This is a genomic window from Hymenobacter sp. HD11105 (genome assembly GCF_054051685.1).
Genome location: NZ_JBSWBR010000001.1, coordinates 326,517 through 340,001 on the forward strand (window position 1 = coordinate 326,517; position 13,485 = coordinate 340,001).

Annotated in this window: 12 protein-coding genes; 7 read left to right on the forward strand and 5 right to left on the reverse strand. The window is 53.2% G+C overall.

The window, feature by feature from the left end; translation table 11 throughout:
* Positions 1-108: 108 nt before the first annotated feature.
* The 3 genes from rfbB to rfbA all read left to right on the forward strand — a co-directional run bounded on the left by rfbB (position 109) and on the right by rfbA (position 3,188).
* Positions 109-1,158 (forward strand): dTDP-glucose 4,6-dehydratase, encoded by a 1,050-nt coding sequence (rfbB, locus tag ACW9KT_RS01515; RefSeq protein ID WP_457077602.1) that lies wholly within the window; start codon positions 109-111, stop codon positions 1,156-1,158.
* An 86-nt stretch (positions 1,159-1,244) separates the two neighbouring features.
* Complete coding sequence (locus ACW9KT_RS01520) at positions 1,245-2,252, forward strand: SDR family oxidoreductase (protein WP_457077603.1); 1,008 nt, start codon at positions 1,245-1,247, stop codon at positions 2,250-2,252.
* 57 nt (positions 2,253-2,309) lie between these two features.
* Positions 2,310-3,188 carry a glucose-1-phosphate thymidylyltransferase RfbA gene (rfbA, locus tag ACW9KT_RS01525; protein ID WP_457077604.1) on the forward strand — a complete coding sequence of 293 codons (879 nt, stop codon included), beginning with the start codon at positions 2,310-2,312 and terminating at the stop codon, positions 3,186-3,188.
* 70 nt (positions 3,189-3,258) lie between these two features.
* Here the strand turns inward: rfbA and chrA are convergent, their stop codons facing one another.
* Positions 3,259-4,491, reverse strand: a complete 1,233-nt coding sequence (gene chrA / locus ACW9KT_RS01530; RefSeq protein ID WP_457077605.1) for a chromate efflux transporter — start codon at positions 4,489-4,491, stop codon at positions 3,259-3,261.
* A 142-nt stretch (positions 4,492-4,633) separates the two neighbouring features.
* Positions 4,634-5,611 (reverse strand): isopenicillin N synthase family dioxygenase, encoded by a 978-nt coding sequence (locus tag ACW9KT_RS01535; protein WP_457077606.1) that lies wholly within the window; start codon positions 5,609-5,611, stop codon positions 4,634-4,636.
* Between the two features lie 127 nt (positions 5,612-5,738).
* Between ACW9KT_RS01535 and ACW9KT_RS01540 the strand changes: the two genes are divergently transcribed.
* The 3 genes from ACW9KT_RS01540 to ACW9KT_RS01550 all read left to right on the forward strand — a co-directional run bounded on the left by ACW9KT_RS01540 (position 5,739) and on the right by ACW9KT_RS01550 (position 9,625).
* Positions 5,739-6,566, forward strand: coding sequence for a hypothetical protein (locus tag ACW9KT_RS01540; protein WP_457077607.1), 828 nt, complete (start codon positions 5,739-5,741; stop codon positions 6,564-6,566).
* Between the two features lie 275 nt (positions 6,567-6,841).
* Positions 6,842-8,893, forward strand: a complete 2,052-nt coding sequence (locus ACW9KT_RS01545; protein ID WP_457077608.1) for an OmpA family protein — start codon at positions 6,842-6,844, stop codon at positions 8,891-8,893.
* 315 nt (positions 8,894-9,208) lie between these two features.
* Complete coding sequence (locus ACW9KT_RS01550; protein ID WP_457077610.1) at positions 9,209-9,625, forward strand: response regulator; 417 nt, start codon at positions 9,209-9,211, stop codon at positions 9,623-9,625.
* A 98-nt stretch (positions 9,626-9,723) separates the two neighbouring features.
* On the opposite strand, the gene floA is transcribed toward ACW9KT_RS01550, so the two are convergent.
* Entirely contained in the window at positions 9,724-10,725 is a 1,002-nt protein-coding gene (gene floA, locus ACW9KT_RS01555; protein ID WP_457077611.1) for a flotillin-like protein FloA, read from the reverse strand.
* Positions 10,726-10,808: 83 nt separating this feature from the next.
* On the reverse strand, positions 10,809-11,273 hold the full coding sequence (locus ACW9KT_RS01560; RefSeq protein ID WP_457077612.1) for an NfeD family protein: 465 nt from the start codon (positions 11,271-11,273) through the stop codon (positions 10,809-10,811).
* Positions 11,274-11,508: 235 nt separating this feature from the next.
* Between ACW9KT_RS01560 and ACW9KT_RS01565 the strand changes: the two genes are divergently transcribed.
* Positions 11,509-11,757, forward strand: coding sequence for a hypothetical protein (locus ACW9KT_RS01565; RefSeq protein ID WP_457077613.1), 249 nt, complete (start codon positions 11,509-11,511; stop codon positions 11,755-11,757).
* Between the two features lie 86 nt (positions 11,758-11,843).
* On the opposite strand, the gene proS is transcribed toward ACW9KT_RS01565, so the two are convergent.
* Positions 11,844-13,319, reverse strand: a complete 1,476-nt coding sequence (gene proS, locus ACW9KT_RS01570) for a proline--tRNA ligase (protein WP_457077614.1) — start codon at positions 13,317-13,319, stop codon at positions 11,844-11,846.
* Positions 13,320-13,485 lie beyond the last annotated feature (166 nt).

The window sequence follows — 13,485 nt, forward strand, 5'->3', positions numbered from 1 at the left end:
TGAGTGAAGATTGAGTGGCTAGTCATTCTCATGTTCAATTGAACGACCAGGCATTTAATAGTATAGCTTCCAAGCATTTAGCTGTTTAACAATCAACCATTTACGCACATGAAAATTGTCATTACCGGGGGAGCCGGATTTATTGGGTCGCATGTGGTGCGCCTGTTTGTGACCAAGTACCCAGCATATCAGATCATCAACCTCGATGCCCTGACGTACGCTGGTAATCTGGAAAACCTACGCGATATTGAGAATGCACCTAACTACCGTTTTGTAAAAGGAGACATTGCCGATCAGCAGTTCATAGATGAGTTCTTCGCTCGCGAGGAACCCGACGCTGTCATTCACCTTGCCGCCGAGTCGCACGTAGACCGCTCCATAACCGACCCGCTGGCGTTCGTGAAAACGAACGTGTTGGGCACCGTGCATCTGCTGAATGCGGCCAAAAACCTGTGGAAGCCCCTGGGCTATGAAGGCAAAACCTTCTACCACGTGAGCACCGACGAAGTGTACGGGTCCTTGGAAATGGGTCCCGAGATGTTTACGGAAGATACGGCCTACGATCCCCGTTCGCCTTATTCGGCTTCCAAAGCCAGTTCCGACCACTTTGTGCGGGCTTGGTACCACACCTATGGTTTACCCGTAAAGCTGAGCAACTGCTCGAATAATTACGGCCCAAATCACTTCCCTGAAAAGCTGATTCCCTTGGCTATTCACCGCATCCGGACCAAGCAGCCGGTGCCCGTGTATGGTAAAGGCGAAAACGTGCGCGACTGGCTTTTCGTGAAAGACCACGCCACTGCCATTGATGCGGTGTTTCACAAAGGCAAAGTAGGTGATACTTACAACATTGGCGGCGTGAACGAATGGCAGAACCTGGAGTTGATTCACTTGCTCTGCGATGTAGTGGACGAGAAAACCGGTCAGGAGCCAGGCACCTCGCGCCAGCTCATCACTTTCGTGAAAGACCGTGCCGGCCACGACTTGCGCTACGCCATCGACTCAAGCAAAATCATGAACGAGTTGGGCTGGGAGCCTTCGGTGACATTTGAGCAAGGGCTAGCTCAAACAGTGGACTGGTACTTAGCAAATAACGAGTGGCTGGAACGCGTGACAACAGGCGCTTACCAAGATTATTATCTGCAGCAATACAGCTAAAGCTGCTTAATGAAGAATGAGGAGTGAAGAACTACTCAGTGCCCTCGAATTCCTCGAACTTCATTTCTCATTCTTAATTCAATAACGTGTACGGAACCCCTTTTCACGACCAGCCGCTCGATAACCTAACCTTTCTGGTGACGGGTGGAGCCGGATTTATTGGCTCTAATCTGGTTGAATACCTGCTCAAACATGGTGCTGGCCGCGTGCGCGTACTGGATAATTATTCCAACGGGTTTCGCAAAAACATGCGCCTATTCAAAGGTGCTCCGGCACTGGAAGTAATTGAAGGCGACATCCGCGACCCGCAAGTGTGTCATGATGCCTGCCGGGGGGCAAATGTGGTGCTACATCAAGCTGCGCTGGGCTCGGTGCCCCGTTCCATCAACGACCCGATTACGAGTAACGATGTGAACGTAGGCGGCTTTGTTAATATGCTGGTGGCGGCTAAGGAAGCCAATGTGCAGCGCTTTGTGTACGCTGCTTCATCCTCCACCTATGGCGACTCACCTCACCTACCTAAGGTAGAGGACCGCATTGGTAAGCCCCTGTCGCCGTACGCGGTTACTAAGTATACCAACGAGCTTTACGCCGATGTATTTGGCAAAACCTATGGTATGCCCATTATTGGGCTGCGCTACTTCAATATTTTTGGCCCCCGCCAGGACCCAAACGGCGCCTACGCGGCCGTAATTCCGCTATTTATTGACGCGGTACTGCAAGGAAAAGCCCCCCGCATGAACGGCGACGGCGGCCAGACCCGTGACTTTACTTTTGTTGAGAACTGCGTGCAGGCCAACATCAAAGCGGCGCTCACCACCAATCCGGAAGCCCTGAATCAGGTGTACAACATCGCCGTGGCCGATCGTACTTCCCTCAACGACCTCTTCAACATTCTAAAGGAAGAAGCCGGCTCCGACATCACGCCCATCTACGGCCCCGACCGGCCCGGCGATATCCGCGATTCGCTAGCCGACATCACGAAAGCCAGAACCCTGCTCGGCTACGACCCGCAGATTCGCATTCGGGAAGGCTTGCAGCAAACGCTGGCGTGGTTCAAAGCAAATCAGACGTTTATTCGGGAAAGCAACTAGCGTAAAAGATTAGTTTCTGCTTTTATACAAAACATAGCCATCCTCAGCTCAACACCTATGAAAGGTATTATCCTCGCCGGCGGCTCCGGCACTCGGTTGCACCCGCTCACGCTGGCCGTTAGCAAGCAGCTTATGCCCGTGTACGACAAGCCGATGATTTACTATCCCTTGTCGATTCTGATGATGGCTGGTATCCGCGACATTCTGCTTATTACCACGCCTCACGATCAGGAGCAATTTAAACGCCTGCTGGGCGATGGCAGCAAACTAGGCTGTAATTTCCAATACGCTATTCAGGAAGTGCCCAACGGGCTGGCGCAAGCTTTCGTGATCGGCGCTGATTTTATTGGCGATGACAAGGTAGCACTGGTGCTAGGCGATAATATCTTCTACGGTGAAGGTCTCGAACAGCTGCTACAAAACAATAGCAACCCCGATGGGGGCGTGGTGTATGCCTACCACGTAAACGACCCGGAGCGCTACGGCGTGGTAGAGTTTGATGATAACAAAAAGGCGCTCAGCATCGAAGAAAAGCCTAAGGAACCCAAGAGCAACTACGCGGTGCCAGGTTTATACTTCTATGATAACGAGGTAATTAAGATTGCGCGCGAGTTGAAGCCCAGCCCGCGCGGCGAGTACGAAATCACGGATGTAAATCAGGAATATCTACGGCGCGGTAAGCTGAAGGTCGGCATTCTGGGCCGTGGTACGGCTTGGCTGGACACAGGCACCTTCGAAAGTCTGATGCAGGCCTCAGAGTTCGTGCGCGTGATTGAGCACCGCCAAGGCTTGAAAGTGGGTTCTATTGAGGAAGCTGCTTACCGTCAGGGTTTTATTACGGGCGAGCAGCTACGCAAAATTGCGGAGCCCTTGCGCAAAAGCGGTTACGGCGATTACCTTATGCGCTTACCAGAAGCCCAGATGCTGGAAGAGTAAGCTGCACTATAACCCATCATAAAGCGCAAAAAAGCCCCCCAGATATTTTCTGGGGGGCTTTTTTGCGTCTTTACAACAACGCGCCGGCTGTTAAGCCCACGGCTATTATTACGTAGGAGGGAATCTTATTCCAGAGCAGCAGCAGAAAGGTAACCGCTATCAATACTAGGTTGATGGGCGTATCGGGCAGCGGGTGATAGAGCAGAAAGGTAGCCGCCCACACCAAGCCCGCACTCACCGCGTTTATGCCTTCCAATGAGGCTTTTACCACTCGGTACTGCTTGAGCTGGTCCCAGAACCGAATAAGAAAGAATATAAGAAAGGTGCCGGGCAGAAAAATACCGGCCGTGGCCACCAAAGACCCTAATAGCTGTCCGCTTACGCCCGCCTCTTCCCGGCGCATGGCCAACGCACCGATATAAGACGCAAACGAAAAATTAGGCCCCGGCATGGCCTGCACCAGCCCCAGACCCGACAGAAACTCCGGCGCCGTGAGGTAACGTTTAAACTCCACGAACTCAGCGAATAGCAGGGGCGCTAATACCTGCCCGCCGCCAAATACCAGGCTACCGTTGCGGTAGAAGTTCTCGAATAGCCGCACGGGTAGCCAGCGCGTATAGTGGCCCAACACGGCCGCAGTCACCAGCACACCTAACCAGAGGGCAAAGTTAGCCCACTCAATGCGCAGGGGCTGTTTTTCTCGTACTTCAGGAATTTTGCTGTAGCGGAAGGTGGTAATTAGCCCCCCAGCCAACAACAGCAGCGGCAGCACAGCCGGAAGCTGGAAGGAATAAGCCAGCATCGCCCCCGATACCATCAGGGCTACCGAGGTTTTGGTATGAATGACCTTCTCGGCAATCTTATACGCCGAGTACGCCACAAACCCGATGGCAATAGGCTGAATAAATTGCACTAAGCGAGCTACCAAGCCTTTGTCTAAATAGCTGATGCTAAGGGCAAAAATAGTCATGAAGGCCACGGTGGGCAGCATCCAAACCAGCAGCGTGAGGTAGGCCAAATTGGGGCCGCCGAGGCGAAACCCGATGGCTGTGATGGTTTGAGTGGAAGTAGGACCGGGCACAATCTGGCACAGGGCGTTTAGCTCTACCAACTCAGCCGAGGTCAGATAGCGCCGCTTGTCTACCAGCAGGCGAAACATCATGGCCAAGTGAGCCTGCGGGCCGCCAAAACTTGTGAGGCCCAGCACGGCCACATCCTTCAGGAATATAATGCCGCGCACGCGCTTGGTGCGGCGGCCACTCCGACGGGGTGGGGGAACCAAGCTTACCTCTTCCGTTTCCACTGGTTGGTGCTTACTGCCTGCTGCTTAGGCGTTCATAGGTAAAGAAAAGATACGGCATTACCAGAAAAAAGCCCCCCAGAAATATGCCGGGGGGCTTTTTATCTTTCTTAAAAGTGTTGAGCTAATGACTCAACCACATGGCTTACTTTTTCTTCAAGCCCAGCTCAATGAGGCGTTCATTAAGGAATTCGCCGGCTGTAATATCTTTCTCCTGCTTGGGGTTATCGGCCGTAACGCAGCTTTCAAGAGCAGCTAGGCTCATTTCCGAACGGGGGTGCATGAAGAAGGGCACCGAGAAGCGTGAAGAATTCATCTTCTCGCGGGGCGGGTTCACTACACGGTGAATAGTGCTCTTGAGCACGCCGTTGGTCAGGCGCTGTAGCATGTCACCCACGTTCACCACAATCTGGTCGGGCAGGGCCGTGATGGGAATCCATTTGCCGTCGCGGCGTAGCACTTGCAGGCCGTCGGCGGAAGCACCCATGAGCAGGGTAATCAGGTTGATATCACCGTGCTCGGCCGCGCGTACTGCATCAGCGGGTACTGCATCGGGGTTCTCGATGGGGAAGTAGTGAATGGGCCGCAGAATGCTGTTGCCATTGCGCACCTTATCATCAAAATAATTCTCGGGCAGGTTCAGGTAGATGGCAATAGCCCGCAACACATCCTTGCCGGCCGCTTCCAGCGTTTTGTACGTGGTAAGCGTACTCTCATGAAAGCTTGGGACTTCCTTCGGCCAAATATTGTCCGGGTATTCGCTTTTGATCGGATCATTCGGATCATCTACCTCTTGGCCCACGTGGTAAAACTCCTTCAGGTCGCCGGTGTTGCGGCCCTTGGCGTGCTCTTTTCCTTTGCCAGTGTAGCCGCGCTGCCCAGCAAGCTCTGGATTCTCGTAGCTTTGTTTCACCTCATCGGGCAGAGAGAAGAAAGCTTTTACATCGGAGTAAAGCTGAGCAGTTTGCTCTTCAGTTAGGCCGTGGTTGCGCAGCGCCACAAAGCCAATGCTCTGGTACGCTTCGCCGAGTTGTTGAACGAAGCGCTGCTTGCGCTCCGGGTCGCCTGACCGGAAGTCGGCTAGGTCGAGAGATGGAATTTCTTCCAGCAATGTTGAGTCCATAGTGGAGAATCAAATATACTTTTGGGCATTCAATACGTACTCTGCAAGGTACTCAAAAAATTAAACGTCATTTTTGTAGCACAGCGGTACCGAAGAAACGGACCGATTTTTTTATTTTCTTTTCCTTATGAAAGCACCAGTTCTACTCCTCAGTGTTGCCGTACTGCTTGGCCTCGCGGCCTGCGACACAACTCGCCAGCAAACAGAAACCGCTACACAGATTCAATCGGAGGCTACCACGGTTACTGGTCTATCAAGCATGGAAAAGAATGGCATTCGGTTGACGCCCTTCAACGATTCGCCTAAGTACCCCGAGTCGCAGATGCGCCTCAAAACGCCCGTGCCAGGTAGCAATGTAGCTTCCGGAGCTGTAGCCTTTGACTATGACCTGAGCAACTTTCAGCTCACCAAGATGACTGGCGGCGTACACGCAGAGCATATGGCGAACTCGCAGCAGGGGCAGCACATTCATAACATCGTTGATAATGAGCCTTATACTGCGCATTACACCACTGAGTTTACCAAGAATATCCCCGACGGTCAGCACGTAGTTCTTTCCTTCCTCTCGCGCTCTTACCACGAAAGCCTGAAGCACCGCGGCGCCTATGACTTGCGCCTAGTAAACGTTGGCGCAGGCACAATAACGCCGCTGAACGCCAATTTATCGGCTCCCCATATGTTTTATAGCCGGCCCAAGGATACTTACTCGGGCGCCGACACTAAGAAGGTGATGCTAGATTTTTATCTGGTTAACACTACTTTGAGCCCGGAAGGTAATAAAGTGCGCGCTACCATCAACGGCAGCGAATTTATGCTCGACCAGTGGCTGCCTTACATGATGGAAGGCCTACCCGCCGGCCAGAATACCGTGAAGCTGGAGCTAGTGGATGCCAGTGGCACCGTAATATCCGGTCCGTTTAACTCCGTTACCCGCACTTTCACCTTGCAGCCCTAAGCCCCGTAGCTGTTTATTTAAACAAGTGAAAAATCCTGCCTACACATGATCGTGTGGGCAGGATTTTTTTAGCACTTTACTTGTATAGCCTATTATTAATAAACTATAAAGTGCTATTTTGAAAAAATTATCTACTGTTCGAAATGGTGTTTGTAGTTTTGGCTTGGCTTTCGCAGACCGGGTCAACTTCCCTGTCGCTCAAACTGCGAGTAGGTGAAGGACTGAACGGAACAAAGGCTGGCTAAGCTATTTTCAGACTTCTTTGGGTGTAACCTATGCGTATTTATAAAGCTGTTTTAACGCTGGCAATTGTAGCAGGAGCAAGCTTAAAAGCTCAAGCTCAGCATGCCGTGTGGGCCAGCAAGGTAGTGGGAGTATCGTCGCAGAAAGCGGAGGGAAAAGAACCCTTTTCGCCAGAGAAAGTACTTGGTGAGCCTAATGCTCAGCCCTTAGGTCAGGTGAGCAATGAGGCCTGGATTCCTAAAAAAGAGGGGAAAGAAGAATTTATTGAAGTCAAGTTCAGTAAATCTCTGATTGCCCGCCAAGTTACGGTCGTCGAAAACTTCAATCCAGGATCAGTTATCAAAATTGAACTGGTTGATACGCGTGGTGGAAAACACCAGGTGTATGAGAACAAAAATCCTGGTCCTTTACCCGAGCTGTTTCGGTCCTTGCAAGTAACATTTGAGCCTGCTACTTACCGCACCATCGGGGTCGTCGTCACGATGAACACGATTAGGGTGAACGGGGTAAACCAGATTGACGCTATCGGTATTGCGGATGTGGCGGCTACTATGGTGAAGGAGGAGTTCAAGGCCGCGCCCGAAGGCGAAAGTGGTGTTTCGGTCGACTCAGCTATGGTGAACCTCGGACCTACCGTCAACTCCAAATACGTTGACACGCACCCCGTCATTTCACCTGACGGTAAAACACTGTTTTTCGCCCGCCAAGAGAGTCCCCAAAACGTGGGGGGCAAAGAGGACGTGCAGGACGTGTGGTACAGCACCCTGCGCGATGCCCGCACAAAATCGTGGAATCCAGCAAAGAACATTGGTGGCCCTATTAATACGCCTGGCCCAAACGGGCTGGCCTCAGTATCATCGGATGGTAATTCGGTGGTGTTGATTAACGTGTATAACGCGGATGGCTCACTCGATCCGAAGGGCTTGAGTATGGCCCGGCGCACGGCTACAGGCTGGTCGAGGCCAACGAAGATTGAGGTAGAAGACTTCTATAATAACGACCCCGAGAACGTCGATTTCTTCCTGGCTACATCGGGTAAGGAGTTGCTGATGGCCGTGGAGCGCAAAGATGGACAGGGCGAACAGGACCTGTACGTCAGCCTGCTCAAGCCCGATGGAAGAACCTGGGGCAAACCACGTAATCTCGGCACTTCTATCAATACCAAAAAGGCGGAATTCGCCCCCTTCTTGGCCGCTGATGGCAAAACTCTCTACTTCGCTTCCGAAGGCCACGGTGGCTACGGGAAAAGCGACATTTTCTATAGTAAGCGCCTCGACGATAGCTGGACCAGCTGGACCAAGCCCCGCAACCTAGGTTCGAGCATCAACTCTTCTGACTTTGATGCCTACTACACGGTGTCGGCGGCGGGCGATGATGCGTATCTCGTATCGTCGAGGAATGGCACGGAAGGCTCCCGCGACATTTTCCGTATTGGTCTCACGCCTCAGTTTAAGCCGGAAGTAGTGACACTGATCCGGGGCCGGGTGCTGGATGCCTCGACTAAGAAACCGGTGGCGGCCAAAATTCGCTACGAGAATCTGCTAACGGGCGAGGAGCTAGGCATAGCCGAAACTAGCCCCGTTGATGGCTCCTACACCATCGTGCTGCCCTCCGGCGCTCACTATGGCTATCGGGCGGAAGCAGCCAACTACATCGCCGAAAGCGATAACCTAGACGTGACGGACCGGCAAAAATATACCGAAATCAACCAGGACCTGTTTCTGATTCCCTTCACGGTGGGCCAGACGATCAAGTTGACCAACATCTTCTTTGCCCAAAGCAAGTTTTTCTTGCGCGAAAACTCCTACCCGGAATTGCAGCGCCTGATTGGTATTCTGAAGGAGTACCCGAACATGGAGATTAAGCTGGAAGGCCACACCGACAACCAGGGTGATCCGGCCCTGAACGTGAAGCTCAGCCTAGACCGCGTGAACGAGGTAAAGAAGTACTTGGTGGCGCGTGGCATCTCGGCGGCTCGTATCACCACCGAGGGCTTTGGCGGTGCTACTCCGGTGGCCAGCAATGATCAGGAGGAAACGCGCCGCCTCAACCGCCGCGTAGAGTTCCGCATCACAAAGAAGTAGCGCGAGCGGACTATAGCTTATTTAGTAATCGGAAAGCTCCCCAAGACATCCTGGGGGGCTTTTTGGCCTGTCGGCGAGCAAAGGGCGGTCAGAGGCAATGGTCAGTGATTAAACTGTTTCTTCGGCCTGTTTCTGCAGTAGTTTGGCGTTTTTTGTCACCATGTGGGAGAAGTGAAACTAGGCTATATAGATTTAAAAACGCTGGCGGGCGCATTGAAGTACAAAGTCAGGTAAACCAAGGTTCGACTTTTACCGTCTACTTCAAGAACTAGCCTAGGTCCGTGGACCCAAAGTGACCTTATACTCTATCTGCCCGTGGATAAAATCTCCTGCACCCTCTTAGTAGACGACGACCGGATTAATAATTTCCTCAATCAGCGGCTGCTCGAAGGATTAAGCATAACGGATAAGCTGCTGACGGCCCTCAATGGTCAGGAGGCACTGACCATTTTTGAGCAGGAATGCCGCGAGGCGAATTGTCCCGCGCTAGTGCTACTGGATGTGAACATGCCCGTTATGAATGGCTTTGAGTTTCTCGAAGCCTACGATAAGCTGCCGTTTACGCCCAAGGAGCCCGTTATCATTATCATGCTTACCACCTCCCTGCACCCCCGCGATGTTGAGCGGGTGCAACGCCTAGGCATTGCGGGCTTTATAAATAAGCCCCTGACCAAGGAAAAAGTAAACGACATACTGAAGTCGTATTTCAATCGGGAGCTACCGCAGGAATAAGGCTGGCCCACTGGTGATAAAACAGCAAAGCCGATGGAGCATTCTCCATCGGCTTTGCTGTGTAAGAGACTAATACAAGCTCAGCGGTCTGGGCAGGCTTAGCTGAGACGCGTCTCGTCGCGGCCGGGTTTGGTGCTGCTATTTTGCCCCCCAGGATTGGCAATAGAGTCGCGCATGTCGGTATCCGACTGAATGTTACGCATTTTGTAGTAGTCCATAATGCCGAGGTTGCCACTGCGAAAAGCTTCGGAAATGGCTTTCGGAATTTCGGCTTCGGCGTCTACCACGCGGGCTTTGGCCTCCTGAGTTTTTGCGCGGTTTTCTTGCTCTACTGCCACGGCCATAGCGCGGCGCTCCTCAGCTTTCGCTTCAGCCACCTTCAAGTCGGCAGTAGCTTGGTCGATTTGCAGCTTGGCACCAATGTTTTCCCCGATGTCAATGTCGGCGATATCGATGGAGAGTATTTCGAAGGCCGTACCCGCGTCGAGGCCTTTTTGCAGTACCAGCTTCGATATTTTATCGGGGTTTTCGAGCACCTCTTTATGGGAGCGCGACGAGCCAATGCTGGTCACGATGCCTTCGCCTACGCGGGCCAAAATGGTTTCTTCGCCGGCGCCGCCCACCAGCTGAGTGATGTTGGCGCGTACCGTGATGCGGGCTTTGGTGATAAGTTGAATACCGTCCTGAGCCACGGCAGCCACATTGGGCGTATTAATCACCTTTGGATTAACAGAAGTCGTGACGGCTTCGAATACATCGCGGCCCGCCAGATCAATGGCAGTGGCCTGCTTGAAAGTGAGCGGAATATTAGCCTTGTCGGCCGAAATCAGGGCCTTGATAACGCTGGGAATATTGCCCCCGGCCAGATAGTGGGTTTCCAAGTCATTAGCCGTTAGCTCTAGGCCGGCTTTGGTACTCGTAATCAGAGAGTTGACAATAAGCGTGGGCGACACTTTACGTACCCGCATCAGCACCAACTGGAATAAGCTCACTCGCACCCCCGAAAAAATAGCCGTAATCCAGAGGCCAATGGGAAAGAAATACAAGAAAACCAGCAGAGCGACAGCCGCGATGGCAAGCGGGACAAAGGGAAACTCCATGGGCAAGGGCTTAGGGTTTAATAAATGGAAACAGCAGTCTGGGGGGCATTTCTACTGTAAGAAGTCCCAGGTGTGTGCAAAAGTTACGCTTGTTCGACCACAATACGGTTCTGCTCGATGCGTAGAACCCGCACGGGAGTGCCGGCGTCTAAAAATTCGCCTCGCGTGGTAGCCTCACGCCGCTCTTCGCCAAATAGCACATTGCCCGCCGGCCGCAGAGCCGACAGAGCCCGACCAGTAGTACCCGGCTGCACGTCGGGGCGGCGCACGTCGCGCACCGTGCTGTCGTTTACGTTGGTCAGCGCGAACCTGTGCAGGTTTTTGGGTCGTAGGCCAATGTAGAGCATAATACCTGCCGCTACCACCGAAACCACCAGCGCATAGTGGCCTGCCGTGGTACCTAGGTCGCGGTAGCCCAGCCACACGCCCGCCACCAGCAAAGCAAAGCCGATAAGGCCCACCAGCGTGGTGCCCGGAATAAACAGCACTTCGACTATCAGAAACAGCAGTCCGAAGAGTAAAAGCAGAACAACGGTAAGCCAGTCCATATGCAGAGGCGTTTGAAATGTTCTTAAAGATACGCAGAAACCGCCGCCCTATACTAGCGCTTCGGGCCGCTACTTATAGTACAAAGTAGTCCGCACAATGATTGCCTTTTTACGTCATTCAGGCGAATGATTTGGTTCTAAAAGCAGATTTGCACAAAGGAAGCGAGTCTACCACCAGCAATAAGGTCACAGCAGCAGACGTGTACCCTCAGAGCGTCAGTTTCGTATGCGGCTCATGATGAAACAACGCGAAATCACCGCCCAAGACAATACCACCTGGACCTGCGTGCAAGCCTACGCCGGCCTTGATAGCAAAACCGCCGAGCAGGCCACCAAACTCGCCGAAGCAGAAGACGGTACCGTAACCGTAGTGTGCACACCCAGCGGCGGCGCCCAAACCGTGCGGCTGGAACTGAATAAGGACTGGATGGATAACCTCTCGGACGAGGAGCTAGCCACTGCTATTGCGGCAGAGTCAAAATAGCAGCCTGAACATCTGGCAGCTGAGAAGCTGTGCATAAAAAAGCCCCCCAGAACGATTCTGGGGGGCTTTTTTATGGCCTAAATATTTTAATAAGCCCGTGCAAAGTGGGCTCGGCGCGTGCTGGGCTTGCCCGTCACGATGCAGATACCATCCTCGTCGGGCTCAGCTAGCGCCAGGCAGCGAATGGTGGCTTTGGTTTCCTCCTTGATGCGTTCCTCCGTTTCGGGGGTGCCATCATAGTGGGCCACCACGAAGCCGCCGGGGCCGTCGAGCACCTGTTTGAACTCCTCGTAGCTTTCCACGCGAGTAGTGTGGGTTTCGCGGAAGTTGTGGGCACGCTGGTAGATGTTGGCTTGAATGTCCGTAAGCAGCTGATCGATACTGCTCACAATGTCGGCGAGCGGCAGGTTTAGCTTCTCCTTCGTGTCGCGGCGGGCCACCTCTACGGTGCCATTGTCGAGGTCACGCATACCGATGGCCAAGCGCACGGGCACGCCCTTCAGCTCCCACTCGGCAAACTTAAAGCCGGGGCGCTCCGTGTCGCGGTCGTCGAGCTTCACGCTGATGCCGCGCTCCAGCAAGCCCATTTGAATGGGCCGGATGCGCGCCTTCAATTCGTCGAGCTGGCCAGTTTTGTAGATAGGCACGATGACCACCTGAATAGGGGCCAGCTTGGGGGGCAAAATTAGGCCATCGTCGTCGGAGTGGGCCATGACCAAGGCGCCCATGAGGCGGGTGCTGACGCCCCAGCTTGTGCCCCACACGTATTCCAGACCGCCTTCTTTGTTGGCAAACTGCACGTCGAATGCCTTGGCAAAGTTTTGCCCCAAAAAGTGGGACGTGCCGGCCTGCAAGGCCTTACCGTCCTGCATCAAGCCCTCGATGCAATAAGTTTCGAGGGCTCCGGCGAAGCGCTCATTCTCCGTTTTCACGCCTTTTACAACGGGCAGCGCCATCCATTCCTCGGCAAACTCGGCATACACGTCCAGCATCTGCCGGGTTTCGGCTAGTGCTTCTTCGGCGGTGGCGTGGGCCGTGTGGCCTTCCTGCCATAGAAACTCAGCGGTGCGCAAAAACAGGCGCGTGCGCATTTCCCAGCGCACCACGTTGGCCCACTGATTAATGAGCAGAGGCAGGTCGCGGTAGCTCTGAATCCAGTTTTTGTAGGTACTCCAGATAATTGCCTCCGAGGTAGGCCGCACGATGAGCTCCTCTTCCAGCTTGGCATTAGGGTCGACGCGCAACTTGCCCGGATTATCGGGGTCTGTTTGGAGGCGGTAGTGCGTTACGACAGCGCATTCTTTGGCGAAACCCTCCGCATTTTTTTCTTCGGCTTCGAAAAGGCTTTTGGGTACGAACAGCGGAAAGTAAGCGTTTTCGTGGCCTGTACGCTTGAACATATCGTCGAGCTGGCGCTGCATTTTTTCCCAAATGGCATAGCCATAGGGTTTAATAACCATACAGCCCCGCACGGCCGAGTTCTCAGCCAGTCCAGCTCGCTTCACTAACTCATTGTACCACAGCGAATAGTCTTCGCTTCGCTTCGGCAAACTTTTACTCATTTTTGGAGTATCTTTAAATAAGCAAATATGTTCCTACTCTGGTACAACATTTGACACAACAAAAGGCACCGTTTCGGGGCAAATTACGTTATTAAAACCCAAGCAGTCCGCTACATTAGTGGAGAAGAGCGTGGGTCCCGATAGGTACCGTTCGTTCTCACCCTTC

Excerpts from the sequence above, each read along its gene's own strand:
- proS (WP_457077614.1), bottom strand. The coding sequence starts at position 13,319 with ATGAGTAAAAGTTTGCCGAAGCGAAGCGAAGACTATTCGCTGTGGTAC.
- rfbA (WP_457077604.1), top strand. The coding sequence starts at position 2,310 with ATGAAAGGTATTATCCTCGCCGGCGGCTCCGGCACTCGGTTGCACCCG.
- ACW9KT_RS01545 (WP_457077608.1), top strand. The coding sequence starts at position 6,842 with ATGCGTATTTATAAAGCTGTTTTAACGCTGGCAATTGTAGCAGGAGCA.
- ACW9KT_RS01560 (WP_457077612.1), bottom strand. The coding sequence starts at position 11,273 with ATGGACTGGCTTACCGTTGTTCTGCTTTTACTCTTCGGACTGCTGTTT.
- ACW9KT_RS01540 (WP_457077607.1), top strand. The coding sequence starts at position 5,739 with ATGAAAGCACCAGTTCTACTCCTCAGTGTTGCCGTACTGCTTGGCCTC.
- floA (WP_457077611.1), bottom strand. The coding sequence starts at position 10,725 with ATGGAGTTTCCCTTTGTCCCGCTTGCCATCGCGGCTGTCGCTCTGCTG.
- ACW9KT_RS01535 (WP_457077606.1), bottom strand. The coding sequence starts at position 5,611 with ATGGACTCAACATTGCTGGAAGAAATTCCATCTCTCGACCTAGCCGAC.
- ACW9KT_RS01565 (WP_457077613.1), top strand. The coding sequence starts at position 11,509 with ATGATGAAACAACGCGAAATCACCGCCCAAGACAATACCACCTGGACC.
- rfbB (WP_457077602.1), top strand. The coding sequence starts at position 109 with ATGAAAATTGTCATTACCGGGGGAGCCGGATTTATTGGGTCGCATGTG.